Genomic DNA, 25,184 nt, shown 5'->3' on the forward strand with positions numbered 1-25,184 from the left:
ATTAATCGGGATATTCTTGTTTCATTAATTTAACCACAGTTTCTGTCAACTCCCTGGCTTCTTTCAATAATTTATCAAGCCCGGTATCGTCCTGCTTTTGTTTGCCAATATCTTCTATCGTTTTTATAACATGCTGCAAAAGCTTTATCTCCAAATTCTCTACGCTTGGTTTTAATTGGTGTGCAATGGAAGCCATACGGGCAAGGTCGTTTTCACGGTAAGCAATATCCATATCCGCTACCAAACCAGGTGTTTGTGTGCAAAATATATCTACCATACGCTCCACAAAAACTTCATTGCCCCGGCTTATTTCTTTAATTCTACTTAAATTATAAAGTGGTTCTGCGGGCGTTTCAGCTTCCTGAGATACCGATAGCCATTTGTTTATTATTTTCAAAAACTCTTCTTCTTTAAATGGTTTAGTAATATAATCGTTCATGCCAGCTGCGATGCATTTCTCGCGCTCGCCCTTTATTGCGGCTGCAGTTAGCGCAATTACCGGGATACTGATGTTGCTCTGCCGCAACTGCTTGGTTGTTTCGAAGCCATTTAAGATGGGCATTTGCACATCCATTAAAATAATGTCTGGTTGTTCATCCTCTATAATTTTTAAAGCAACCATGCCATTTTCTGCTGTAAGTACGGTTGCACCATGATTCTGCAGGATGATAGATGCAATCAACCGGTTCAGGTCATTATCATCTGTTACCAATACTTTCTTTTTCCGCAAGAAATCCGGAGCGAAGTGTACAACCGTTTTTTCGGGCAAATCGGATACGGATCCTTTAATAAGCTCTAAAGCAACTGAAACGGTTGTACCTTCACCTTTTTTGCTTACCACATTAATTTGTCCTTTCATCAGTTCAATCAATTCTTTACAAATACTCATGCCCAAACCCGTACCGCCATATTGCCTTGTTACAGACTCATACTCCTGACTAAATTTTTCGAATAACCTGGCAATAAATGATTCTTCCATCCCCACGCCAGTATCCATAACCGATATCTCTATCAACTGGGAGTCGGCATTGTTTTTCAACAGTTTACAACTAAGGCTTACCGATCCGGAATCGGTAAATTTTACAGCATTGCTCATCAGGTTCAACAACACCTGGTTTATGCGGTACGGATCACCAATTAAAACCGGACCTATTTCAGAATCTATGTCGCCTGTGCGCAGTTGAAGCCCTTTTTCTTCTGCTTTGTGCGTAATTACTTGTTTTACGTTCTCAATCAAGCGGGTAATGTCAAAACCAATATTTTCAAAGGTGAGCTTTCCAGCCTCAATTTTAGAAAGATCGAGTATATCGTTTATAATTACCAACAGGTTATCCGACGCTGAAAGTATCGTATTGAGATAAAAGTGCTGTTGAGGCTCTAATTTGGTTTTAGCCAGCTGATTGCTCATACCCATTATGGCGTTCATGGGCGTGCGTATCTCATGGCTCATGTTTGCCAAAAAAGCATCTTTTGCTTTGGCCAAACGTTCTGCCTTTATACGGGCAGCTACTAATTCTGTTTCCTGTAGTTTTTGATTGGTGATATCCAGGTGAATACCTATGGAGCCAACGAGTTCGCGCTTGTCATTATACCGCGGGGCGCCGCTTAGTAACCACCAACGCTTTTCGCCGGCCTTGTTGGTTACCTCCAATTCGTAAGCATCCGATATCCCCTCTTCTCTCCTTTGTTGCTTTTCTTCTAAAATAGCGTATTGATCGGGCGTTAAAAACACTTTACCTGCATCTGCACCTATCAGTTCATTTACAGTGTAGCCGCTCATATCGCAAAAACTTTGGTTGGCGTACGTTACACAGCCATCATTATCAACTTCCAGCAAGCCAAGATTCATGTTGGCAATTATGTTGCGGTATTTTTCTTCGTTAACCCGTAGCGAGCCTTCAATTACTTTGCGCTCGGTAATATCTTTCATGAAGCCTGTAAAAACAGTGGCTCCATCCTGAGAGATGTACGAGAATGAGGAATCTACCGCATGCCATCGTGGCGGCTGGCCGGGTATGAACAACTGGGCTTCGATATAAAATGGCGCTAATGTAAGCCTGCTGTGTTCATTCTTTTGCCTGATGATCTCCAGATCGTCTGGATGAATATACTCAAGGTAGCTGCCGAAATGTTCTGGAGCAATGCCAAAAACGCGTTCCATAGCCGGGCTAATATAGCTCAGGCCCTCGGTGCCATCTTTACGGAACTCATACTCATATATCACGCCCGGAATATTTTCAGATAAGGCTTTAAACCGCTTCATGCGCTGCTCCAGTTCCTTTTCTGTTTGTTTAATAGTCGTAATATCAGTATGCGTACCTATGGTTTTTAGTGGTAAGCCATTGGCTTTTCTTTCTAAAACCACCCCTTTGTCCAATATCCATTTTATGCTGCCGTCTGCATGGCGTATCCTATATTCCAGGTTATGCACATAAATACTCCCCGCTTGATACTGTTGGTAATTCTCGGTAAGCCGCGGAAGGTCATCCTGATGAACACTGGCCCACCAGTTCATACCGTCTACAGGTTTATGGGTATCGCAGCCCCAAAGGTCGTCGTTGGCTTTATAAAAATGAGTTTTGCCGGTATCGAAGTTGTGTTCCCAAACATTATCGCCAATTTTCTCCAGCGCCAATTTAAAACGGTCTTCAGATTCTTTTATGCGTGTCTGAATCTCCTTTTCCCTTGTAATATTTTCTTCGATGGCAAAAAAACCAATTAGCTCGCCGTTATCACTTGTGATGGGTTGCCCTTGTATGCGTAACCAATAGCCATGGCCTGTTTTGTGGTAGTTGTAAATCTCGGTATTAAAGGGCAAGCCTTTTTGTATCTGGTTTTTTAAGTAGGCAATGGTTTTTCTATCGGTAGCGGGGCCCTGCAAAAGGTGACCGGGTTTTTTGCCAATAGCTTCTGCACTGGTGTAACCTGTCATGTTGGTAAAACTGCGGTTTACCCAATTGATTGAACCGGAATTATCTGTTATGATTACCGCATTAATATTATTTTCGGCAATTTGCGACAAAACTTTAAGTTGCCCTTCCCTGTCTTTTTCACGGGTGATATCTTCTACTACAGAAAAGTAGTGAACTTCCTGGCTATTTGTTTTATAACTTTGCCCACGAACACGCGCCCAAAAACAACTCCCATCTTTACGGTAGTGCAACAGTTCTCTGTTAAAAGATTTACATACACCAATATCTTTCTTTACTTCGCTAAGGGTCTCCTCATCCGAAATAGCACCCTTGCAAAAATCCAAAGCGTTTTTGCCAACAACCTCATTAGCTTTATACCCTACCAGCTTACAAAAGCTTTCATTAGCCCACAAAATTCTTCCTGTTGCATCATTAAAAAGAACTCCGTTTTCGTTAGCGCTAGCTACCAAAGACAGGCGCACGAGTTCGTCCTCGTTACGTTTTACCTGGGTTATATCGCGGCCATAAGCATTAAAATAGTTTTGCTCTGGTAAATACCTGCAAATAAAAGAGTAAACTTTAAACCCGGATGTAATTTCGAATGTGAAGTGGTCAAAAATATAATCACCTTTTTTGGCGAAGTGTACCCAAAAATCCGCTATCGAATAATTTTTGCTTTCAAAAGTCACACAAACCAACTCTTCTGCCGCAGGGTTGCAGGTTAGCACATAGCCATGAATGCTTATGCAAAATAATGGGTCGGGGTTCTGTGACGTTAACAGAGCCAGATCTCTTAATTTACTATTGATGTTTTCCATCGCATCTATATTTTGGTCTGGCTCATCGGCAAATATCACTTTGTAAAGCATTGGATCAGTATCTGGCAGGATGCATCAGCTGCTCTATACAAAATCATACCAGTATTAAATTTCAACACAACTACTTGATTATCATATTAATGAATTGAAAATGCGCAAATATTTTTTCTATATTTTGGAAAAAAGTCTAAAATTTGGAAAACAGCTTTAGGTAAGTTCTTTATCCTGCATCATTTTGTAAATTGTGCTCTTGCCTATGTCAAGCATCTCGGCTGTTAATGCGATATCGTTGTTGTTCTTTTTAAGATAGAATTTGATAATATCGCATGTATAAGCGCGCAACGTTTTTTGTTCGCCTAAAAATTCGTTTTCACGTTTAATGGAATTGAAAGTGATATCGTCGGCAGTTATTTCGTTGTTCTCGCACATCACTGCGGCGAGGTCAACAACAGCCTTTAATTCCCTAATATTACCCGGATACTTATAACGGATCAACTTATTTTTTGCATCCTGTGCAATAGTGATCGGCCCAAGTTTGTTTTGGCGGGCAAATTCGTCGGCAAAATGCTTGGCCAGTATCAAAACATCGTTATTACGATCGCGCAGGGGCGGTAATTCCACAGGTAGCCCCATCAGCCTGTAATATAAATCCTCGCGAAATTTATTGGCCTTAACCGCTTCTGCCAGGTTTTGATGTGTTGCAGTAATTAAACGGATATCGAGTTTTACTTTTTCGTTGCCCCCAATACGCACAACTTCCCGCTCCTGCAGTACCCTCAATAATTTACTTTGTACGCTAAGGTCTAATTCAGCAATCTCATCCAGGAAGATGGTGCCGCCGTTTGCTTCCTCAAACTTACCCGTCTTACGCCCTAAGGCACCGGTAAAAGCACCCTTTTCATAGCCAAAAAGCTCACTCTCTACCAGTTCTTTTGGTATAGCAGCCATGTTTACAGGCACAAACGTTCCTTTTCTCCTGTCGCTATTGTAGTGGATGGCTTTGGCAACCAATTCTTTGCCAGTACCGGTTTCGCCCGTTATGGATACGTTGATGTTGGTTTTAGTGGCTTTTTCCATCATGCCGAATATGCGCTTAAGGGCATCGCTTTGCCCAATCAGCGTTTTTTCGAAGGAGAACTTCTGCCTTAACTCTTCTTTTAGATGAATTACTTCGTTTTTTAAGGTTTGTGTTTCCCTTATGCGGATAACACTGTTCCACAAAATATCTTTCGCGGCCTCATCTTTTACCACATAATCGCTCACCCCCATTTTCAAGAGATTTACAGCCACTGTAATTTCCTGCTGCGAACTCACTACAATAACAGGCACTGTAGAGTTAATCTCCCTGATTTTCTGATACAATTTATCGCCGCGCATATCTGGTAAAGAAAAATCGATGGTGATGAGGTCGGGCTGTAGGTATAGGTTATCAAGGAAAGCATTGGCTGTTTCAAACCGGGTTATCTTATAGTCGGGATTAAGGCTAAAATGATATTGCAATATTTCGCCATACCATCTGTCGTCTTCTACTATAAAAATATTATAAGCATTCATGTTAAACATTTAAAATAAAGGTTCAGCTATATACGCAAAGCGTTTTTAAAGGTTGTATGTTAATATCCGCACAGGTTTATTTTTTTGCTACAGATAGTTTATTTTTTAGAAAAATTTCCAAAAAAAAGAAATTGGCATAAATTAAAATACTGATAATCAACATAGTAATATAATGGCACATTAGTGGCAATTGTGGATTTCAGTATTCACAATATAAGCTAAATATATGTTACTTACCACTACTTTATTACAGTCAGAGAAACCATCACTTTTAAAAGGAAGGTTACAAATTGCCATTGAAGCACATCGCATCTTCAGGCCGCACAAACACGGCATGGATGTAGTAGCGCATGAGTTGCTTAAACGCCTTCCGCTTGGCGAAGACAATATTGATTACCATGTAATGGTAAAACAGGATACCGACCGCTGCATTTCTACTACGCAAAACAGGGTTGTTCACATGCTGAAAAAAGCCCCCTATTTTATATGGGAACAATTCCTTTTACCAAAAGCTTGCAAAAAAATAAAAGCCGACATATTGCATTGCACAGCCAACACCGCTCCGCTTAACTCAACAGTACCGCTTATATTAACATTACATGATGTTATTTTTCTGGAGCAAAACAACCTGCTAACCAAATCGAGCTGGTACCAACGCCTGGGCAATATGTACCGTAAAGCACTGGTTGGGCGTATAGCAAAAAAAGCGGTAAAGGTTATAACCGTATCCGACTTTCAAAAGAAGCTTATTATAGAGAAACTTGGCATAGCCGAAGATAAAATTGAAGTAATACACAACGGTGTAGACAATCGTTTTTTTGATAAAGTAAACGACGGAGACTTACAGGCCAAATTGCAAGCGTACGGGTTAAAAAGAGGGTACATATTCTTTATGTCGAACAGTGCTCCGCGCAAAAATACTATCGGCGTATTAAAAGCATACGCCAAATTACTGATACTTAATTCGTTTTCGCCACGATTGCTAATGAAAGGCATTTCCGAAGCTGAATTGACCAAGCTACTTAAACAAGAGAACCTGCTTTGGATGAAGGGCTATATAGATACCATGAAATATATTCCACAAAACGATCTGCCCGCTATATATCAGGGTGCTAGCATGCTTTGGTTCCCTTCGTTTAGCGAAGGCTTTGGCCTGCCGATCATTGAAGCCATGGCCAGCGGCACCCCGGTAGTAACTTCTAATGTATCTTGCATGCCAGAGATTGCAGGCGATGCAGCATTATTGGTTAACCCCAATAAGCCAAATGAAATTGCAACAGCTGCCTATCAAATTCTTAACTTGCCCCTATTAAAATACAGCCTTATACAAGCAGGGCAAAAAAGAGCGGCTAGCTTTAGCTGGGATGCCGCCACCAAAAAAACAGTAGCTATTTACCACGAAATAGAAAAAGCAATATAAGCCATGGGTATCAAGGCAAAGATATCAAGCAAAGTGATGGTACTGGCGATGGAGTATTACGGGAGAGAACCGCAGTCGACGGCCGAGTATATGCGGATTTACCGGGTATTGCTGGTATCCATATTAAGTTGCATGTGCTACGAGCCGAATGCAGCAATAAGCCATACACGCTCGTAGGCGGCGTACCCGCTAAACACATCCGCGATACTAAAATACACAAACCAATCAATAGCTACCTCCTATCAGCTTTACTGACTATTACGTAAAGGAATTAATTATCCCAAATTAAATCCACCGATCCAATAAAAGCAGTATTGCATCAATTAACCGTAACCAATGAACGGCCAAGTTTTTGGGTGCGTTGCTTTTCTGCATCGCTATTCCATAAACGCGAAAAATGTAACTATCGAGGACTTCTGCACGTTTAACGACAGCATAAGCGATATCCTGATTGGTGATAAGCCACATAGGATTGAGGACCGCTTTTAAAGGTTGTATCATAATTTCCACACCAGTTTATTCTTTTGCCACCGGTAGTTTATTTTTTAGAAAAATTTCCAAAAAAAAGAAATTTTAATAAATCAAAACGCTGATAATCAACTAATTAATATGGTGGCACATTAATAGTAACTGTGGATTTCAGTATTCAAAATATAAGCTAAAAGATATGTTACTTAACACTACTTTATTAGAGTCAGAAAAACCAACGCTTTCAAAAGCAAGGTTACAAATTGCCATTGAAGTACAGCGTATCTTCAGACCGCACAAACACGGCATGGATGTAGTAGCACATGAACTGCTTAAACGCCTTCCGCTTGGCGAAGACAATATTGATTACCATGTAATGGTAAAACAGGATACCGACCGCTGCATTTCTTCTACACCAAACAGGGTTGTACACATGCTGAAAAAAGCTCCTTACGTAATATGGGAGCAATACATTTTGCCAAGAGCCTGTAAAAAAATAAAAGCCGATATTTTGCATTGCACAGCCAATACCGCTCCGCTTAATTCAGGCGTACCACTTATATTAACATTGCACGATGTTATTTTTCTGGAACAAAACAACCTGCTGACCAAATCGAGCTGGTACCAGCGCTTAGGCAATATGTACCGTAAGGCAGTGGTCGGGCGCATAGCAAAAAAAGCGGTAAAGGTTATAACCGTATCCGACTTTCAAAAGAAGATCATCATTGAGAAACTAGGCATATCTGCTGATAAAATTGAAGTAATACACAACGGTGTAGACAATCGTTTTTTTGATAAAGTGAACGAGGAAGATTTGGAAGCCAAATTGCAGGGCTACGGATTAAAAAAGGGTTACATTTTCTTTATGTCTAACAGTGCTCCGCGCAAGAACACTATCGGCGTTTTAAAAGCCTATGCAAAATTACTGGTACTCAATTCGTTTTCCCCACGATTATTGATGAAGGGCATAACCGAAGCCGAATTAACCCGGTTGCTTAAACAAGAGAACCTTCTTTGGATAAAGGGCTATATAGATACTATGAAATATATCCCACAAAACGACCTGCCGGCCATATACCAGGGTGCCAGCATGCTTTGGTTCCCATCGTTAAACGAAGGCTTTGGGCTGCCTATAATAGAAGCTATGGCAAGCGGTATACCTGTGGTAACTTCTAATATATCTTGCATGCCAGAGATTGCAGGCGATGCAGCACTATTGGTTGATCCACGTAATGCAAATGAAATTGCGACAGCTGCCTACCAAATTCTTAACTTGCCATTGCTAAAATACAGCCTGATAAAAGCGGGGCAAAAAAGGGCTACCAGCTTTAGCTGGGATGCCGCCACGAAAAAAACAGTAGCGATTTACCACGAAATAGAAAAAGCAATATAAGCCATGGGAATCAAAGCGAAAATATTTAACAAAATATCGGTACTGGCGAACGACTACTACGGGAGGGCACCGCAATCGGCAGCCGAGTATATGCGGATTTACCGGGTGCTGCTAATATCCATAATCACCAGCATGTGGGATGTACCAAACGCAGCAATAAGGTTGCGCAAATGCACCACCGGCAAAATGGTAAGCGTTAAGGGCCGGTTGAAGGTAAATGCGAAAGGCAAAATCTTAATTGGCGATAATTGCCGCATTTGGTCGCACATGGGCATTACATTGATATCGGCCGGGCCGAGGGCAACCATCGAGATAGGCCAAAACACTTTTATCAATACAGGCGCAAACATATCATCGCGTAATCACATAAAAATTGGCAAAAACTGCCACATAGCAAACGAAGTTATCATTATGGATGATGATTTCCATGACGTAAGCAGCCACACCCAAAACTCTGGCAGCGATGCCATCATCATTGGTGATAATGTATGGCTGGCTACCCGATGCATCATACTAAAGGGCGTATCAATTGGCGAAGGGGCCGTGGTTGCCGCAGGTGCCGTGGTTACCAAAGATGTACCGCCGTACACGCTCGTAGGCGGCGTACCCGCTAAACATATCCGCGCTATCCATACAAACAAAGATGTGGCCCCTTCTTATCAACTTAACTAACCTAACGTAAATGACCATAATAGCCAAAATCAAATCCAGCGACCGAATAAAAGCAATATTGCATAAATTAATAGTAACCAATGCACGACCACGGTTTTGGGTACGCTGGTTTGCGGCACCGCTGTTTCACAAACGCGGAAAAAACTCAGAAATACGTAGAAGTGCCAGGGTAGATATTTTTCCCTTTCACCAATTCTCGCTGGGTCAAAATGCTACGATAGAAGATTTTTGTACGGTAAACAATGGCGTAGGTAGCGTTATTGTTGGAGACGATAGCCGCATAGGATTGGGTAGCGTGCTTATTGGCCCGGTTACAGTAGGCAACCAGGTAATACTGGCCCAAAATATCGTATGTAGCGGCCTGAATCATAGTTATCAGGATGTAACTACCCCTATTCGTTTGCAAAAGGTAACCTCTGCCCCTATTGTAATTGAAGACGAAGCCTGGATAGGCGCCAATGCCGTAATAACAGCCGGCGTAACTATAGGTAAACATAGCGTAGTGGCCGCGGGTGCGGTGGTTACTAAAAGCATCCCCCCTTACAGTGTAGCTGTTGGCAACCCGGCTAAAGTAATTAAGCAGTATAATTTTACCACCGGCACGTGGGAAAGAGTGAACAAGTAATTAGTTTTTAGCACTATTCAGGCATGTGAAAATCGGCTTTGCTGGTTTTGTCGGTAATGCTGCGGATAACGCCATCCAATTCATTAGCAGATAATTGCAGAAATTGCAACATCGTTTCCCGTTCTTCATCGCAGTTAGCATCTTTTATCAAAGGGATAAGCCCCATGATCCGCGCAAGCGGTGCACGTACTAAATGGGATTGTATCCATGATATCTCCTTCAGTTTCTCGTTTTGATTTTCAACGGCATTAACATGGTCCCGAAGAGCAGTGGCTATCTTTTTACGTTCTATAGTATAAACAATGCTTTTAAATAATGACAAGGAGGTGAGTTCCTCCTTCAACATATAGTCAAATACTCCTAAAGACAATGACTTCACCCCGAAGTCAAAATCCGCATAACCCGTTAAAACAATTACCGGTGCCTGGCTACCGGCGTCAATAATATCTTTGATAAGCAATTCGCCTGTATTATCCGGCAGCGACAGATCTAAAAGCACTACATCAAAACTGCTATCGGCACTTAATAACCCGACTGCAGATTTACAACTTTCGGCACGCACTATCTCGGGCGATTCTATTTGCTCAAACAAAAAATCTTCCACAAGGGCAAAATCGCCGTGGTTATCTTCAATAACCAAAATTTTATGTTTTCCTTGGTAGGTATGCATCACCGGCGTTTATCAGGTATGGTTACGATATTTATCCAAAAGTCTTCTATTTTGGCGACTGCCTTTATAAAATCGGTCACATCAATGGGTTTTGTAATGTAGCAATTAACATGTTCTCTGTAGGCCGTTAAAATATCCTGCTCTGCAGAAGAAGTGGTAAGCATAATAACCGGGATGTGCTTAAAGTTGTTGTGGTTCTTTATGTACTGTAGCACTTCATGCCCGCTCTTTTTGGGCAAATTAACATCAAGTAATACCAAATCCGGTTTCTGCGCGCCACTGCTCAGGGCGGCAAAATAATTGATAGCAGCTTTGCCGTCTTTTATAACGGTGATGTTGTTTACTATTTTGCTATCGTCTAACGCCTCGGTAGTAAGCAGAATGTCGCCTTCGTTATCTTCAACAAGTAATATATGTACTGATTTCATACTTACAGATTTTTTAAAATGGTGAAATAAAAGGTACTACCCTTTCCCTCTGCAGATTCTACCCATATTTTACCACCCATACTTTCAACTATCTTCTTGGTAACAGCAAGCCCCATCCCTGTTCCAGAGTATTCGTTTTTATTGTGTAAGCGCTGAAAAATGATAAATATTTTCTCAAAGTATTCCGCATCTATACCAATGCCATTGTCTGTAACAGAGAACTCCCAGTACGAATCGTGATCGACACACTTAATTTTTATTTCCGGATGCACCGCCGCATTGCTGTATTTTAAACTGTTACTGATTAGGTTTTGAAAAACCTGCCGCAAACTGGTTTTATAAGCTTTCAACACAGGCAAATCCTTGCATTCAATTTTTGCGCGTTTATCCTGTATTTGTTTTCGGTAAAGGGCTAATATATCTTCAATAATTACATTGATGTTAACTTCCTGAAGTTTGTCTTCAATTTTACCCACTCGCGAAAACTCTAACAGATCCAATATAATTTGGCGCATCCTTTTGGCACCATCAACGGCAAAGTGGATGTATTGCCTGCCTTTATCGTCGATAATATCATTATACTTCCTTTCTAACTGCGTTAAAAAGCTGGTAACCATTCGCAAGGGCTCCTGCAAATCGTGCGAGGCTACGTAAGCAAATTGCTCCAACTCAGCATTTGAAATTGCAAGTTCTTTGGCCTTCATACGCAGGCTTTCATTCAATTCTAAAAGTTCTATGTTGTGTATTTTGCGTTCGGTAATATCTTTAAAATACACAGATAAACCGCGCGCTGATGGATAGGCGCTTATTTCGTACCATTTTTGCAACGGTGGGTAGTAATCTTCAAAATGCACCGCTTCCTGGCTCATCATGGCCCGCATATAGTTTTTGTAAGATTCAGAGTGCACAGAATCAGAAAAAACCTCCCACAGGTTGCTATTAAGCATTTCATTTCTCGATTTGCCCAAAATTTCCTCAGCAATCCTATTCCAGTACGTAACAACCCAGTTTTTATCAACAGCAAAAAAAGCATCTGCAATGCTTTCTAAAATGGTGTTCTTCTCAATTAATGTTTCCTGGTTTTGCAATTCGGCCATCTTGCGGATGTTGACATCCTGGCAGCTGCCGTACAGCCTTACGCAAACACCGCCTACAAATTCGGCATCGCCAATAACACGTATCCATTTAGTTATCCCGGCCGGAGACTGTACTTCAAGTTCTTCATCCCAGGGTGTGCCATGTTCCATGGCATTTTTTATCACTTCAAGTACCGTATCTCTGCTTTTCCCTTCTTTGTACAAACTTATACCTAATTCAAGCGTAGGCTCAAAATCACTGTCGACGTGCAGTATTTCTTTGGTGATAGCCGACCAGGAAACCGTTTGCTTTCTTAAATCAATTTCCCAGCTCCCAATGCGCGCGAGACTGGTGGCCTGTTCAACTTTTTCAGTTTGCTTTTTAAGCGCACGTTCTGCTAATTTAACTTCGGTTATATCATGAATTAACGAGTAAAAACCTTTGACTAAGTTGCCTTGCCTATCTGGTAGATACTGCGTATAGGTATAGATTGTTTTGCCGCCTTCTTTAACAAAGGTCCGTTCAAAACTCTGCGGAAAGCCCTTTAATACTTCGTTTATAAATGGTTCGTATGATGAAAATTCTAAGGGACCGAATAGCGCTTGCTTGCTAATACCGTGCATCTGCTCCGACTGCATTTCAAACCAATCTAAAAGCGGCTTGTTTGCAAATGAGCAATGCAAATCGGCCGTCCAGTAGGCCATCATCGCCGGCAGATTGTCGGTGATGGTCTTGATAAAACGGCTGTTTTCAACTATTTTTTTCTGCTTATCCTTTCGTTCGGTAATATCGCTCCGGATGGCTACGTATTGGTATGGTTTGCCCTCTTCATTCAGGAACGGAACAATTGTGGTATCAACCCAATAATAGCTGTCATCTTTAGCTTTATTCTTTAATTCGCCCTTCCATATATTGCCATTTGCAATGGTCGTCCATATGTTTTTGATGAATGCCTTTTCGTGATAAGATGAGTTGATGATACGGTGGTCCTGCCCAATCAATTCTTCCCTGGAATACCTGGATATATTGCAGAAATTATTGTTAACGTGTTTTATTATCCCTTTATGATCGGTAATTGCCACTATAGCTGATTCATCCAGTGCATATTTGTAATCAGACAATTCATGGATGGATTGCTCAAGCGCTAACTCTACATTTTTTTGCGCCGATATGTCTTTAAAATTGCAAACAATGCCATTCACATCGGCATCCTGTAGCAGATTGGTAAAAATAGCTTCAATCCAAATAAAATGCCCACCGGCATGCTTTGTTCTAAAAGTAGCGTTTACCGGCAAACCGGGGTTACCCATTACCTTGTCGAATGTTTGGTTTACTATTTTTAAGTCTTCGGGGTGTGTAAGATCATTAAGAGATTGTGATGATAAATCTTCTCGTTTCCAGCCGCTAATGCGTTCTGCAGAGGGGCTACGATAAATAATATTCAGGTTTTTATCGAATAGCGTAATGCCCGAATAGCTGTTTTCTATCAGTTTTTGAAATAACTTATTATCAACCAAAATATTTGGCACAGCAAGATTATGATCTATTGGGTCGAACGTGTCTAACATTGCCATTATACAATGAACATGAAGAGTAAATATTATTCCCGGTTAAGGTTAAAGCAAGTATAACTAGTTGATCGGCTTAACTACAATTATAAGAAAAGAAATAATATTTCTTTCATTTTATCAAATATAAATAAATACGAAAAAATGCACTATTTGAAGATAAGATCATAAAATTTATTGGCATTTTGTTAAATCATGCCTCAATTTTTGTCGTTAAGCGATACAAATACCCGCCGGACCAGCGGTTTGTGTGATTATTGTTTAACCAATTGTATTTTCAGAAATGTTGGACACATTCGGTGGAGTTGGGTAGCCACCAAAGCGCATGATGAGCCCGATTGTGGCTTGTGTCGCGGGCTTAAATTTGCTCCAGAGTCGACTGGCCGGCCACAAAAAATTTTCCAGCGCTTATTTCCTTTGATAAACCCTTACGTAATCCACCTCATACTGCTGAGGGAAGCGGGTATTAGCCGGGTCACCACCATTGTCGCCGCCTATGGCGAGGTTTAAGAGGATATAGTGTGGCTGCTTGAATGGGTTTATCGCTTCCGCATCTCGGTTTGTTAAATCTGAAAGTGGCACACGGTTCAATAAGCTATCGTCAACATATAAACTGATAGCCTGCTCGTCCCAATCCATTCGCCAGATATGGAACTGCTTGCTCCAGCCGGGCCCAAAGGTTTTAATATCCTTTGTAACGCTATACCATTTGGCTTTGTAGGCCGTGGCGGTACCGCAGGCAATATTGGCCAGCAGCATGTTGCGGTAATACTCCATAATATCAATTTCACCGTTAGATGGCCACTGCCCTTTTTCGCCCAGCGTCCAAAACGCGGGCCATAAGCCGTCATCGGTAGGTATGCGGGCGCGCATTACAAAGCGGCCATATTGCCATTGGTGCAGGCCACTGGTATTGATGCTGGCAGATGTATATTCTATATACTCCCTGCCGGTTCTCCAATCCTTACTCCCGGCAACATAGCCTGGGTTTGGCTGATGCACTTTCTCCGCGCTAATCACCAGCATACCCTTACGGCAAACGGCGTTCTGCGGCTGATACCATTGCGCTTCGTTGTTGCGCTTAAACCCCTCTTCAAATTGCCAGCTTTTTGGGTCGACGGGGCCATCGGTGTCAAACTCATCGGCCCAAACCAATTTGTAGCCGCTGGTATCTGCCTGCTGCGCGCGGCTAAGTAAGGGCATGGCTGTTAAAAACGCTAACAGGGTTACTATCCTTTTGATATGCATATCCAAAATCTATTTTTTGATATCAAGCGCGTGGTCGGCAGGCATATCCTGCCCGCTCCATATTTTTACCGAGGTCCAGGGGGCATCGGCAGCGGACCAAAACTCATCGGTATCGGGCAGGCCAAGCGGCAAAAATATATCCATGCAAATGTAAAGGCTGCCCGTGGTGATGTAAAAATCGGCCAACCCGGGCTGCTTGCCATAAAGGCCCATGTTCAGCCAGCCCGCGTTGTTGAAAGTTTGCGGTGCGGCCAGGGTTTTCTGTATCACTGCGGTTAATGCGCCCCTTACCTGGGCAGGCAGCAAAGTGGCGGATAATTGCTTTTTATAGGCCACATTGGCCAGGTGCGTAAACAAACCGCCCCGGTAAACAATAGAGCGACCGGTTGCCGGGAAACTACCGTCGGTATTGATCAGCCGTTCCAGTATTTCTGCATAACGCTGACCAGTGGCTGTTTCGCGTACTTGCTCAGCGCCGTACTTTTTGGCTTTTTCGTTCAGCACATCCAGTATCGCACCCAGGTTTGGGTGGATAACGATGCTGTTATAATAATCGAAATGGAATTCCATCCCGTCGGAATACATACCATCGCCAACGTACCAATGTTGCGTAAACTCGCGCACCGCATACTCAACACGCACGGGGTCGTAAGGCAAATCATATTTACAAAAGAACGCTTCTATCACCCCCGTGAACAGTATCCAGTTACTGTAAACCGGCACGGTGCCGCGCGTAGCCATCATGGCATCTATCACCTGCTTTTTTACCGGCTCATCCAAGTGCTGCCACAGCCATGGCGAGCGGATAAGCCCCAGGGCCACAAAAGAGGCATCAACCAGCGGCTGCCCACCCTTCCACTGCATATAGTCTTTGGCTTTCGGGTCAACAGCGTTGCCAATAGCTTTCAGCGCCCAATCGCGGTATTGGGTACGCAGCTTTACCTCGGCAGCATCTCCCCCTTCCATCTGTAGCCAGGGCGCTATGCCACTTAGCGTACGCCCAAAGGCTTCCAAATAACCTGCTTCGGTACGGCCCTGTTTGTTATCTGTCCTTTCAGACACTTCCATGGGCATCTTCAGCCTTAGCTGGTCGGCCGCCAGGTTCGATAAAACCGGCCGGGCAACTTTATCCAGGTAATTCAGCCACAGCTTACGCGTAGGAATAGCCTTCGCCGTCTGCTTTTGTGCAAACGATGATACGCTCAAAGCGAGTAGCGACAGCAGGACAAGCGTTTTCTTCATGCTCAAATTTCAGCATTTATTTCTTCCCTGCCTTCATCTTCACCGGCTTTAACTTGCCGAAAACATCTACGGGCTTTATGTTTCCATCGGCATCAAAATACATCCGTTCTACACAGGTTTCGCGGTTGTAGCCGTTGCCATCCGGTATTTTAAAGCGATGGTAAGCAATATACCATTCATCTTTGCCCGGCACCTGTACCACCGAATGGTGGCCCGCGCCTTTCACCACGCCCTTGCCCTTCAGCACAGGGTGACCAACGGCTTTTACGAACGGCCCAAGCGGCGATTTGGAAGTTGCGTAGGCTATGGAATAACGCGGGTCGCGGGTATCATATTCCGACCACATGAGGTAGTAAAGACCCTTACGTTTTATCATAAAAGGTCCCTCGTTGTAACCCTCCGGCTTAAAGGAAGTTATTTTGCTGGTGTCGCAGCTAATCATATCGGCATTAAGCTTCACCACATTGCATTGGCCCTGCCCCCAATAAAGGTAAGCGCTGCCGTCATCATCTACAAAAGCCATCGGGTCTATCATCTGCCCGCCCAGCAGCCCTCTGCGGATGAGCGGTTTGCCCAGGGGATCCTTAAAAGGTCCGGTAGGTTTATCGGCAACCGCCACGCCAATATTTACATCGGCGGTATAATAGTAATAATACTTGTTGTTTTTAGTGGCTATGGTTGGTGCCCAGGCCCGCACCTTTGCCCAGGTGAGGTCTACAGGCAAATCCAATATCACACCCTCATTCTTCCAATCGGTAAGGTTGGCCGACGACCAGCAACTAAACTGGGTAGATTGCCAGCCCTCGGTACCATCGGTAGTTGGGTAAATGTAGAATTTGTTATTGAAAACCGCGATGTTAGGGTCGGCATAAACGCCCGGTAAAGCCGGTGCGGGCGCATGCAGGGTATCGATGCTTTGCGCGTTAACAGCAGCGGCTGCAAAACCTAAAACCAGTGTTGTCGTAATTTTTCTCAGGATAGATGTGCTATAACTCATAATATATGTTTTCTTATTGGATGCTTAATTTACTGGTTGCCACTGTATCACCTGAACGGGTTGTGGCTCTACTGCGGCTCTGCCCTCCCCATCTATCTGCGTAGTGCGCTGTACAAACAAGTTCAGTATGTGTTTGTGTGCCCACAAAGCGGTATCGTAACTTGGTTCCCAGGAGCCAACAGATGCTTGCGACAAATCTGATATCCCCCATTTATTGGTACCCAAATCCTGGTTAACCGCCATAGATACTTTACTGCCGCGTTCCTCGTCCCTAAAAACAAGTGCAGCTGCGGTATGCCCTTTATGCTGCCAGGCAACGATTTGCGGCCTCGAGATGGGTATGGCCTTCGTGCCTACGCCACCAAGCGTAAAAGGTGTTTTGCGGAAACCCAGGTTGGCCGTATGCCATTTACCACCCGCATGATAAACCAAATGATATTGCGGCACGGTTTCGTCGGCTTCGCGCCAGTAAGTGGCTATGTATGGGTTGCCCTGCTCATCGGCAAACATGGCCGTTTGGTTAATCAATTCGCTTTGTTGCGGTATGCGGGCGGCATACTCTACCGTGGCTACGGTTATGGGTATGCTGTATTTTTGCCCATTGCTGCGCTGCCAGGTTTTACCGCCATCGGCAGACAGGGCGTAACACATATCGTGGTTGCTGGCCACATCTGCCGATTCGCGCCAAACCCACGAGAGGTGAATGATGCCCTTACCGTCCACCGCAATTTGCCAGTAGGCGTTGCGTGCCTTTTCGCCATCTATTAGGTTATCCTGCACGCGCAGCCATTTTTTTGATTTTACGCTGTAGCGATTCAACACCAGGTTGCCATTGCCCGATTGGCCGTCGCGGTAAAAAAACAGCAGGTCGCCGCCCGGGAGCTTATAAAACTCGGGGTAAGTTACCCTATCCTCGTTCAGGCCGGTCATAGGCATCGGTTCGCTTAGTGTTAAACTACCTGGAGCTATGCTACGGGCATAGTTTAGCGGCTGGTTATGGTGCCCCCAGGCTACATGCAGGTAACCCCGGCCATCTACCATGATGCTGATGCTTTTATGGGCATCGGCAGCATCGGCCTTGTAAGCGGTACGTAGGGTTTGCCAATTTGCAGATGCCTGTTTGCGTTTGGCCAGTACCATATACTGCTCCGCATCGTAATATGCGGCGTATTGGGTATCCTTAAAACTGACCAGTGAATTTTTGCGGAAGATAACCGTGTTTACAGAGTTGGCTGCCCAGCCATTGTTGGCTATGGTACTCACCTGGGCAAATGCACCGGTAGTGGCTATGGTATATAGTACAAAAAATAAAAATTTCCTTGTTCGCAGCGTTAAAAGCATGGTTACCCGTAAAAAGTAAGCGACAGCCTAAAGCTGCCGCTTAACAACCAATTGTATAAACTATCCTAAATATAGCTGTTTTTATGAAACTCATGCTGCTTTATTGCTAACGATAAAACACCATGCTGTAAAAGCAAAGTAATTCCTTTTGAGGATAACTTACAGGGGGTAAAATTGTAAACTTTAGGGGAGTAATACGAATGAGCGTATTCATGAAGGTGCCTGTTTGCGCCTGTTGGTTTAAAAAAGACGAAAACTCTCATACTGGGCCTGCATCTACTGCACCTGTGCCAACGCCTGGTTAGCCGACCGTGACGTTAAGAATCCGCTCAGTTCGGCCAGTTTATCGGTATTGATGAGGTCTACGCCGCAATCCAACAGTTCGGCCCACACGGCTGTATTTTCTGGCGAGGCCCACAGCCTTACCTTTTTGCCAAATTTGTGTGCCATGGCTACATAGGCCGTCAGCCGTTCACGTTCTTCTGTGGGTATTGTGCCCTTCCCGTCCCATTTCAGCATTTTGCTGTATTTGCAACTGGCAGTTTGATAAATATTCACGGCGAGGGTGTCGCGATAGGTTTTCAGCAGGTCCTCATCAATAAATGCCAGTCGGTTTTGCTGGGCCTTCAGCAGCTTAACAGGTTTGTGGCCGGTTAGCACGATGTTGATTTGCCTTTGTACATACACACCTTTCTCGTAGCCGGATATCAGCGATTTGTATTTGTCCAACAGCACTTCCAGCGCAGCATAGGTTTTATCGGCACCGGATTTAATATCTATCATCAATGTAACCGGGGCAGCCGGACGGGCGACTAACTTATTATTACCGTTAATGCAATCAGCCAAAGGCTTAAGATAAAGGTTCTCAAGCGTACCGTACTTCCCCAGCATGGGCAGTATGTGGGCAACAACTAAATTACCATTGCGCAGGTAAATATCCGCTTCAATATGGGTAAAGCCTTGTTCAAGCGCATCATATAAGGGGCGTTTGTGCCAATAATCGTTATGGGCAAAGCCATTTGCAAGGGGAGTATTTTGTGCGGAGGCTATGCTACACGTTAGCGCGAAGCAGGCTATCAACAAAAATTTTTGAAGGCCAAAGCAATTTGGGTTTGATCGCATCTACAATAATTGATTAATGCAAAAATACGGTAGCTGTATTTAGTAGATGATATTAGGATGACAATTTATTGTTAAGTTTTCGTGCTGATATTAAAAGCCTGAGTATTTATAGATTATTGTCTATTAACAGTTTATATTTGTTACGAACCCACTGACCAAAGCTTCAAAAAAAACGCAATCATCTAATAACATGGCCTACAACATTGGTACTAAAGAAGCCTCTTTGGCATTAAAAACACCGCCGCTATCGTCGGAATACGCCATGCATGCCGATGTAAAAGACGGCAAACCAATTTTGGTTTGCACCGTGGGTAAAACCGTATTGCATTACGATTACCGTTGCCTGGATGATTTACACGCTATGCTGAAGGCACACGGCGATTGGATGGAACTGGGCAGTGCCGATGAGCAAAAACCCGCCAAAGAAGGCACCGTTGAAGCATGGGGACGGGCCGAAAGCAACCCGATTGGTGGTTGGTATGGCTTAAAGAAAGGCCTGCGCGGGCGCTTTGGCATGTACATACCGCCTTTGATGGAAGCACTTGGCCTGGCCGAAGTAACACACGATCCAAAAGGCAATAAGATGAGGGCAATTTAATCAGCCGTTACCTGATCAGCATTTTTTGGAAGCTGAGGCTATCCCCTTTAAACACGTTGAAATCTACCGCGTGGTTGATACCGTTTACGCGCGCCTTATCCGAGTGCTGCCAAAAACGCCAGGGCGTATGGCTATCTAACGCCAAGCGCGACTGGTAGTAGTGCGCTATCCAAAGCTGGTAACCGTCAAAATAACCATCCAGATAATCCTTATAAAAACTGATGCCGGTATAAATGATAGGTTTTACCCCGGTTTTCTTTTCTATATGTTTTAAAAAAACTTTCAATTCTTTGCGCATGGCTTCGGGACTGGTGCCATCGAGCACCTCCACATCGCATACTGCGGGCAGGTCGCCGCGTTCCATGGTTACGTTTTGCAGGAAGAAACGCGCCTGCCACAGACCGCTTTTTTTAGGCCTGAAGAAATGGTAAGCCCCGCAAGTGATACCCGCCTTGGGAGCCTCGCGCCAGTTACGCTTAAAGTACGAATCTACCAGCATCACTCCTTCCGTGGCCTTAATAAAGGCAAAGCTCACCCGAACGCTGTCGTCCTCCATTTCCCTCACGCGGTTCCAGTCGATTTTACCCTGCGCGTAAGAGACATCTATACCATGTATTTTATACCCCGATGGGATGCGTATCTTATAGCTTTTATAGTTGCGGTAATGCGGATCCTCGCCAATATCGCGTACCCAGCGCCACATGCCGGTAAAACCGTTGAGGATGTACCCATAGTAGAAAGGCGAAAGCAGGATAAGCACGCCTATAACCAGCGGCCAGAGCCACCAGGTACTGGCAGGCTTGCCTTTTTTGCGGCGTACAGCGGGCTTGGTAGTCCGTTTAACAGTAGGTTTGGTAGATTTAATAGATTTCGGGGTTGCCACGCCGCAAAGGTAGCTGTCTGAACCATGATTCGCATGATTTTAGGATTTTGCCTGATAAAAAAGTTAATTACATCCGTAAGTCTTTTGATGATTATTCAGATGCTTGGTAGAAAGGTTGTCAACATCATAAAAATTCCTAAATTCTGGTTAAGACAAACCAAACTACTTTTTATAAGTTTGTGTTTATACCATCACCACTCACCTATGAAACAGAAATTCCACTATGCTACCGTATCCGAGGCTATCGAAAAACTAAAAGAACAGGGTTTTAACCTCGATTTTAACCTCGAAGCCAATCACTTAAAAGCCGAAGACCAAAGCTACCCTGCAGATGAATTCGAAATTGTAGATGTGTACCGTTACGAAGGTCCATCAGACCCTGCCGACGAAGCTACCGTTTATGCACTGGCCTCAGGCTCGGGCGCGAAAGGTATCCTGGTTACCGGCTACGGCTACTCGGCTGATGAAGTGGCAGAGGAAACGCTAAAGCAATTGCATTACCGCTACCAGGCCAGCCAGGGTTAAACCCTGCATCAAATCCTTCCTTGCAATGCGTTCACTGATTTTCTTTTTGGACGCATTGAACGCGCCTGAACCATTGGCTGCGCCGCTTTTCCAGCTTCAAAATACTTCTAAACTTGCGCTATTTTGCAAATTCATAATGTATTTGTACGCTAACGCTTCTTTGAGCCACAAGGGGCATAAAAGCATTTTACATCGTTGAAACAAAATAAAAAAATATATATTTTAAATAATACAAAATATAATTCCGAAAATAGAATAAATAATGCTATTTTGCCAGACCAAGCGCGACAATGAAAAACGCCGCTGAATGTTGAATTGTTAAATAGCAGCCATGAATAACCTCGACTTTAAAATTGCATTCCGTACCTTTTTGAAAGGCAAATGGTATAACTTTTTGAACATTGCCGGCCTGGCGCTGGGGTTGGCGGCTTTTATTTTTGTGACGCTTCATGTAGATAACGAAACCGGGTATGACCGGTGGAACAAAAACATTAACCGCATTTTTTTGGTGGAGCGGGAGATGCCCAACGGCCCTTCGCCCTACACGCCGGGGAAACTGGCGGCAGCCATCAAAAGCCAGTGCCCCGAAGTTGAAGAAACCGGGCGAATGAACACCGCCTTATTCCAGCTGCCATTTTTTACGCCATCGGGCAGGTTTCTGGTAACCAAATGGGTTGGCGCCGATTATTCAATCAGCAAAATATTAGGGATAAAACCAAAGGGATTTAACCTGGACCCTAAGAGCACTGTGCCCACTGTTCTGCTCTCAGCGGAAACAGCCCGGATACTTTTCCCCCGAGATAGCGCTATCCAAAATAAAACGGTGAATATGATTTCGCGCAACGGCATGCCTATGCCCATTGCAGGCGTTGCCGAAGAGGTACCGGGGAACACTAATTTGAATTTCGATTGCATTGGGTTCAGCGAAGATATTACCCAGGGAAAAGATCAGAGTTACGCCAACCAGATCTATCAAACTTACCTGTTGGTAAAACCGGACGCCGACATTAAGCTCCTCTCGCAAAAAATAGACAGGATATATAAAGAAGCGGCTTTAGCAGATACCAGCCAGGTAGCCAGAGAAGCTTTAACCCGGTCATCTGGCCCGGCCATCTATTTAGACGCGTTAGACAATCTGCATCTAAAACCGCATTACGGTACGCAGGTAAACAATCAAATCGTACACGGGCTGGTCATACTGTCTATCATCATCCTCATTGTAACCGGAGTAAACTTCACCAACCTGTATATTTCGCAGGCCAATAAACGAGCTAAGGAGGTCGGGATAAAAAAAGTGAACGGCGTTATTAAAAAGCAGATCATCCTGCAGTTTTTAACCGAAATCTTTTTTCAATGCTTTGTTGCCTTAATTATCTCCTTCGGGATAGTGCTGACTGGCTTGCCTTACTTTAACCAGTTATTGGGCGTAAACCTGCTTATCTCGGGCATCAACCTCAGGATAGTACTGCAACTGCTGCTTACGCTAATCTCGCTAACGCTTTTGGCCGGATTTTATCCTTCGCTGGTAATGGCCGGGTTTAAGCCTATAGCGGTATTAAGTAGTAATCAATTTAAAAGCGGGGCAACGTTCTCGTGGATCCGCGGCTCCATAACCGTGCTGCAATTTACGTTTGCTATCGGTTTTTTGATTACCCTTATGGTTATCAATCAGCAGGTTACTTTTATGAGATCTGAAGACCCAGGCTTTAAGGCAAAACAAGTGGTATATATCGATAACCTGGGTATTTACAATACACCTCAAAAATTCGAATCAGCCAAAGAGCGGATACGGGCTATTCCCGGGGTAAAAAACGTTACCGTTGCATCTCATGTGCCGGGCGGCATTATTCCCGCCACTTTTGAATACACCTTGCAAAGCAAGGCCTATTCCATGCAAACTATTGGGGTAGATTATGGCTACTTTGAGACGCTAAACATCGGGCTAAAAGCGGGCCAATACTTTTCGGCTTCTTTCCCGGTAGATTCTGCAAACACTGTGATCAACGAAACAGCAGCAAAAGCAATGGGGTTGAACAACCCCATTGGTGCAACAGTTGCCGGCTGCGGCGGTAATTATAAAATAATTGGTGTTACCAAAGATGTAAAGGCGCAGGGCTTTGAAGCAAACATACAACCTACCATCTATTTAATGAATGCAGGCTGCGGCCTAACCAAAACCCAGATCATGATCAGCGCGGAAGGCCCGGCAATGGCACCATTGCTGAGCACCTTAAACCGGCAGTGGAGCAGCATTAACAAGCTCGACGGCGATAATTTCAATTACCATTTCCTGGATGAGCTATATGGGCGGCTCTTCATCAAACAAGAACAATTAAGATCCGTACTCGGCTATTTTTCAGGATTGGCGATCTTCATTGCGGCGCTGGGCTTTTTTGCTTCGGCAGCGCAGGCCATCCGTTTGCGGATGAAGGAGATCGCCATCCGGAAGGTTTTTGGGGCCAGCGGCGAACAGCTGACGGGTACCATCGGCAAGCCGTTTTTCTACATCGTATTGATAGCAAATGCCATAGCCTGGCCCCTTTCCTATTTCGTAGCCGGTAAATGGCTCGAAACCTTTGCTTACCGCATCCATATATCTGTAGCGCCTTTCGTAATTGCTCTGCTTATTTCAATAGCCATAGTTGCCCTTACGGTTTGTTTACAAATTATCCGCGCGGTAAGGTTTAACCCGGCGGTGAAGTTGAGAATGTAAGGGGTAATAGGAGCAAAGATTATCGTTCCCCTCTTGAGAGGGGGCGCGCCGGATTGTGTGGTGGCAGGCAGGGGTGTGTTTGCCCCAATGCACTAACGTGAGCGTTGTGAAGCTGTCTATAATATAATTCGTTTTAACCGCGGCTGTTTCCCAAGGGCGGAATCGACCGTAGAGACAATATTTTGCGTCTCCGTTATGCAAATCCCATCCTGCCAATCCGTTTTGTATGGAGACGCAAAACATTGCGTCTCTACGAAAAAATAAATCATTTTAGAAAGCTTCTAAGAGGGTAATCGCACATGCCCATCGCATTTATTGAATCTACTTATCCCTTTTCTATTCTGCACCTCTCGCCTTTCAATAATTCGATCGTTTCGGTCATCTCGAAATCGGATTTTACGCGGTCTTCTTCCTGCCGATAATATTTTTTAAGCTGCTTACGGTGCAGGCCCTGAAAAAAGCGGCGTATCTCTACGTCGGTATGCAATACCAGTCCAGGTACTTGCAGGGGTTGGTGCTGCTCATCCATCGCTACCATGGTAAAATAGCTGGTGTTGGTATGCTTTATCTGGTGGGTCTTTACGTTTTCAGATACCACGCGGATGCCCACCACCAGCGAGGTGCGCCCCACATAATTTACCGATGCCATCAGCGATACTAGTTCCCCCACCTCTACCGGCGCCAAAAAATAGATGTCCTCTACCGATGCGGTTACGCAGTAAGCCCCTGCGTGCTTGGCCGAACACACATAAGCAACCTTATCCATAAGGCCCATAATAATGCCCCCGTGTATCTTGCCGCCAAAGTTGGCGTAAGAAGGTATCATCAATTCGGTAAGGGTGGTTTGCGATTCGGCAACAGTTTTATAAGCTTCCATAAGGTTATTTTTATGATGGCTCAATTTGCGCAA

General features: G+C 44.1%; 21 protein-coding genes. 9 read left to right on the forward strand and 12 right to left on the reverse strand.

What is annotated here, in order from left to right; genetic code table 11:
* Position 1: 1 nt before the first annotated feature.
* The gene (locus E2R66_RS21010) at positions 2 to 3,781 is read right to left on the reverse strand and encodes a PAS domain S-box protein (protein ID WP_133234435.1); all 3,780 of its coding nucleotides are present in this window, start codon (positions 3,779 to 3,781) and stop codon (positions 2 to 4) included.
* A gap of 156 nt (positions 3,782 to 3,937) precedes the next feature.
* Complete coding sequence (locus E2R66_RS21015; protein ID WP_204985970.1) at positions 3,938 to 5,284, reverse strand: sigma-54-dependent transcriptional regulator; 1,347 nt, start codon at positions 5,282 to 5,284, stop codon at positions 3,938 to 3,940.
* 226 nt (positions 5,285 to 5,510) lie between these two features.
* On the opposite strand from E2R66_RS21015, the gene E2R66_RS21020 reads away from it, so the two are divergent.
* The 6 genes from E2R66_RS21020 (at position 5,511) to E2R66_RS21035 (ending at position 9,862) form a co-directional block, all read left to right on the forward strand.
* Positions 5,511 to 6,704, forward strand: a complete 1,194-nt coding sequence (locus tag E2R66_RS21020) for a glycosyltransferase family 4 protein (protein WP_133234439.1) — start codon at positions 5,511 to 5,513, stop codon at positions 6,702 to 6,704.
* A 3-nt stretch (positions 6,705 to 6,707) separates the two neighbouring features.
* The gene (locus E2R66_RS28465; protein WP_158288468.1) at positions 6,708 to 6,881 is read left to right on the forward strand and encodes a hypothetical protein; all 174 of its coding nucleotides are present in this window, start codon (positions 6,708 to 6,710) and stop codon (positions 6,879 to 6,881) included.
* A 159-nt stretch (positions 6,882 to 7,040) separates the two neighbouring features.
* Positions 7,041 to 7,193, forward strand: coding sequence for a hypothetical protein (locus E2R66_RS28470; RefSeq protein WP_158288469.1), 153 nt, complete (start codon positions 7,041 to 7,043; stop codon positions 7,191 to 7,193).
* Positions 7,194 to 7,371: 178 nt separating this feature from the next.
* Positions 7,372 to 8,565, forward strand: coding sequence for a glycosyltransferase family 4 protein (locus E2R66_RS21025; RefSeq protein WP_133234441.1), 1,194 nt, complete (start codon positions 7,372 to 7,374; stop codon positions 8,563 to 8,565).
* A gap of 3 nt (positions 8,566 to 8,568) precedes the next feature.
* Positions 8,569 to 9,237, forward strand: a complete 669-nt coding sequence (locus tag E2R66_RS21030; RefSeq protein ID WP_133234443.1) for an acyltransferase — start codon at positions 8,569 to 8,571, stop codon at positions 9,235 to 9,237.
* A gap of 10 nt (positions 9,238 to 9,247) precedes the next feature.
* The gene (locus tag E2R66_RS21035) at positions 9,248 to 9,862 is read left to right on the forward strand and encodes an acyltransferase (RefSeq protein ID WP_133234445.1); all 615 of its coding nucleotides are present in this window, start codon (positions 9,248 to 9,250) and stop codon (positions 9,860 to 9,862) included.
* Positions 9,863 to 9,875: 13 nt separating this feature from the next.
* Here the strand turns inward: E2R66_RS21035 and E2R66_RS21040 are convergent, their stop codons facing one another.
* The 8 genes from E2R66_RS21040 to E2R66_RS21075 all read right to left on the reverse strand — a co-directional run bounded on the left by E2R66_RS21040 (position 9,876) and on the right by E2R66_RS21075 (position 19,555).
* On the reverse strand, positions 9,876 to 10,532 hold the full coding sequence (locus tag E2R66_RS21040; RefSeq protein WP_133234447.1) for a response regulator: 657 nt from the start codon (positions 10,530 to 10,532) through the stop codon (positions 9,876 to 9,878).
* Positions 10,532 to 10,960 (reverse strand): response regulator, encoded by a 429-nt coding sequence (locus E2R66_RS21045; RefSeq protein WP_133234449.1) that lies wholly within the window; start codon positions 10,958 to 10,960, stop codon positions 10,532 to 10,534. Before E2R66_RS21045 ends, E2R66_RS21040 begins: the two co-directional genes overlap by 1 nt.
* 2 nt (positions 10,961 to 10,962) lie before the next feature.
* Entirely contained in the window at positions 10,963 to 13,611 is a 2,649-nt protein-coding gene (locus tag E2R66_RS21050; protein ID WP_133234451.1) for a PAS domain S-box protein, read from the reverse strand.
* A gap of 402 nt (positions 13,612 to 14,013) precedes the next feature.
* Positions 14,014 to 14,853, reverse strand: a complete 840-nt coding sequence (locus tag E2R66_RS21055; RefSeq protein ID WP_133234453.1) for a glycoside hydrolase family 16 protein — start codon at positions 14,851 to 14,853, stop codon at positions 14,014 to 14,016.
* A 9-nt stretch (positions 14,854 to 14,862) separates the two neighbouring features.
* On the reverse strand, positions 14,863 to 16,095 hold the full coding sequence (locus E2R66_RS21060; protein ID WP_133234455.1) for a DUF2264 domain-containing protein: 1,233 nt from the start codon (positions 16,093 to 16,095) through the stop codon (positions 14,863 to 14,865).
* Positions 16,096 to 16,111: 16 nt separating this feature from the next.
* Positions 16,112 to 17,092, reverse strand: coding sequence for a family 43 glycosylhydrolase (locus E2R66_RS21065; RefSeq protein ID WP_133234457.1), 981 nt, complete (start codon positions 17,090 to 17,092; stop codon positions 16,112 to 16,114).
* 24 nt (positions 17,093 to 17,116) lie between these two features.
* Positions 17,117 to 18,433, reverse strand: coding sequence for a BNR repeat-containing protein (locus tag E2R66_RS21070; RefSeq protein WP_133234459.1), 1,317 nt, complete (start codon positions 18,431 to 18,433; stop codon positions 17,117 to 17,119).
* Between the two features lie 276 nt (positions 18,434 to 18,709).
* Positions 18,710 to 19,555, reverse strand: coding sequence for a phosphatidylinositol-specific phospholipase C/glycerophosphodiester phosphodiesterase family protein (locus tag E2R66_RS21075; RefSeq protein WP_133234461.1), 846 nt, complete (start codon positions 19,553 to 19,555; stop codon positions 18,710 to 18,712).
* Positions 19,556 to 19,745: 190 nt separating this feature from the next.
* Between E2R66_RS21075 and E2R66_RS21080 the strand changes: the two genes are divergently transcribed.
* Positions 19,746 to 20,153 carry a DUF6855 family protein gene (locus E2R66_RS21080; RefSeq protein ID WP_133234463.1) on the forward strand — a complete coding sequence of 136 codons (408 nt, stop codon included), beginning with the start codon at positions 19,746 to 19,748 and terminating at the stop codon, positions 20,151 to 20,153.
* 7 nt (positions 20,154 to 20,160) lie between these two features.
* Here the strand turns inward: E2R66_RS21080 and E2R66_RS21085 are convergent, their stop codons facing one another.
* Complete coding sequence (locus tag E2R66_RS21085) at positions 20,161 to 21,036, reverse strand: glycoside hydrolase family 25 protein (RefSeq protein ID WP_240049367.1); 876 nt, start codon at positions 21,034 to 21,036, stop codon at positions 20,161 to 20,163.
* A gap of 204 nt (positions 21,037 to 21,240) precedes the next feature.
* Here E2R66_RS21085 and E2R66_RS21090 point away from each other — a divergent pair, with 204 nt between their 5' ends.
* Both E2R66_RS21090 and E2R66_RS21095 read left to right on the forward strand, forming a co-directional pair.
* Complete coding sequence (locus E2R66_RS21090) at positions 21,241 to 21,561, forward strand: hypothetical protein (protein WP_133234465.1); 321 nt, start codon at positions 21,241 to 21,243, stop codon at positions 21,559 to 21,561.
* A gap of 331 nt (positions 21,562 to 21,892) precedes the next feature.
* Positions 21,893 to 24,274, forward strand: a complete 2,382-nt coding sequence (locus E2R66_RS21095; RefSeq protein ID WP_133234467.1) for an ABC transporter permease — start codon at positions 21,893 to 21,895, stop codon at positions 24,272 to 24,274.
* A 325-nt stretch (positions 24,275 to 24,599) separates the two neighbouring features.
* Here the strand turns inward: E2R66_RS21095 and E2R66_RS21100 are convergent, their stop codons facing one another.
* Positions 24,600 to 25,151: an acyl-CoA thioesterase gene (locus E2R66_RS21100; protein ID WP_133234469.1), complete on the reverse strand. Its 552-nt coding sequence runs from the start codon at positions 25,149 to 25,151 to the stop codon at positions 24,600 to 24,602.
* Positions 25,152 to 25,184: the final 33 nt, after the last annotated feature.

Source organism: Mucilaginibacter psychrotolerans, from assembly GCF_004519315.1.
GTDB classification, from domain to species: Bacteria; Bacteroidota; Bacteroidia; order Sphingobacteriales; family Sphingobacteriaceae; genus Mucilaginibacter; species Mucilaginibacter psychrotolerans.

Excerpts from the sequence above, each read along its gene's own strand:
- E2R66_RS28470 (WP_158288469.1), top strand. The coding sequence starts at position 7,041 with ATGAACGGCCAAGTTTTTGGGTGCGTTGCTTTTCTGCATCGCTATTCC.
- E2R66_RS21065 (WP_133234457.1), bottom strand. The coding sequence starts at position 17,092 with ATGAGTTATAGCACATCTATCCTGAGAAAAATTACGACAACACTGGTT.
- E2R66_RS21045 (WP_133234449.1), bottom strand. The coding sequence starts at position 10,960 with ATGAAATCAGTACATATATTACTTGTTGAAGATAACGAAGGCGACATT.
- E2R66_RS21055 (WP_133234453.1), bottom strand. The coding sequence starts at position 14,853 with ATGCATATCAAAAGGATAGTAACCCTGTTAGCGTTTTTAACAGCCATG.
- E2R66_RS21040 (WP_133234447.1), bottom strand. The coding sequence starts at position 10,532 with ATGCATACCTACCAAGGAAAACATAAAATTTTGGTTATTGAAGATAAC.
- E2R66_RS21095 (WP_133234467.1), top strand. The coding sequence starts at position 21,893 with ATGAATAACCTCGACTTTAAAATTGCATTCCGTACCTTTTTGAAAGGC.
- E2R66_RS21030 (WP_133234443.1), top strand. The coding sequence starts at position 8,569 with ATGGGAATCAAAGCGAAAATATTTAACAAAATATCGGTACTGGCGAAC.
- E2R66_RS21070 (WP_133234459.1), bottom strand. The coding sequence starts at position 18,433 with ATGCTTTTAACGCTGCGAACAAGGAAATTTTTATTTTTTGTACTATAT.
- E2R66_RS21035 (WP_133234445.1), top strand. The coding sequence starts at position 9,248 with ATGACCATAATAGCCAAAATCAAATCCAGCGACCGAATAAAAGCAATA.
- E2R66_RS21010 (WP_133234435.1), bottom strand. The coding sequence starts at position 3,781 with ATGCTTTACAAAGTGATATTTGCCGATGAGCCAGACCAAAATATAGAT.
- E2R66_RS28465 (WP_158288468.1), top strand. The coding sequence starts at position 6,708 with ATGGGTATCAAGGCAAAGATATCAAGCAAAGTGATGGTACTGGCGATG.
- E2R66_RS21050 (WP_133234451.1), bottom strand. The coding sequence starts at position 13,611 with ATGGCAATGTTAGACACGTTCGACCCAATAGATCATAATCTTGCTGTG.
- E2R66_RS21080 (WP_133234463.1), top strand. The coding sequence starts at position 19,746 with ATGGCCTACAACATTGGTACTAAAGAAGCCTCTTTGGCATTAAAAACA.
- E2R66_RS21060 (WP_133234455.1), bottom strand. The coding sequence starts at position 16,095 with ATGAAGAAAACGCTTGTCCTGCTGTCGCTACTCGCTTTGAGCGTATCA.
- E2R66_RS21075 (WP_133234461.1), bottom strand. The coding sequence starts at position 19,555 with ATGCGATCAAACCCAAATTGCTTTGGCCTTCAAAAATTTTTGTTGATA.
- E2R66_RS21090 (WP_133234465.1), top strand. The coding sequence starts at position 21,241 with ATGAAACAGAAATTCCACTATGCTACCGTATCCGAGGCTATCGAAAAA.
- E2R66_RS21020 (WP_133234439.1), top strand. The coding sequence starts at position 5,511 with ATGTTACTTACCACTACTTTATTACAGTCAGAGAAACCATCACTTTTA.
- E2R66_RS21025 (WP_133234441.1), top strand. The coding sequence starts at position 7,372 with ATGTTACTTAACACTACTTTATTAGAGTCAGAAAAACCAACGCTTTCA.
- E2R66_RS21100 (WP_133234469.1), bottom strand. The coding sequence starts at position 25,151 with ATGGAAGCTTATAAAACTGTTGCCGAATCGCAAACCACCCTTACCGAA.
- E2R66_RS21015 (WP_204985970.1), bottom strand. The coding sequence starts at position 5,284 with ATGAATGCTTATAATATTTTTATAGTAGAAGACGACAGATGGTATGGC.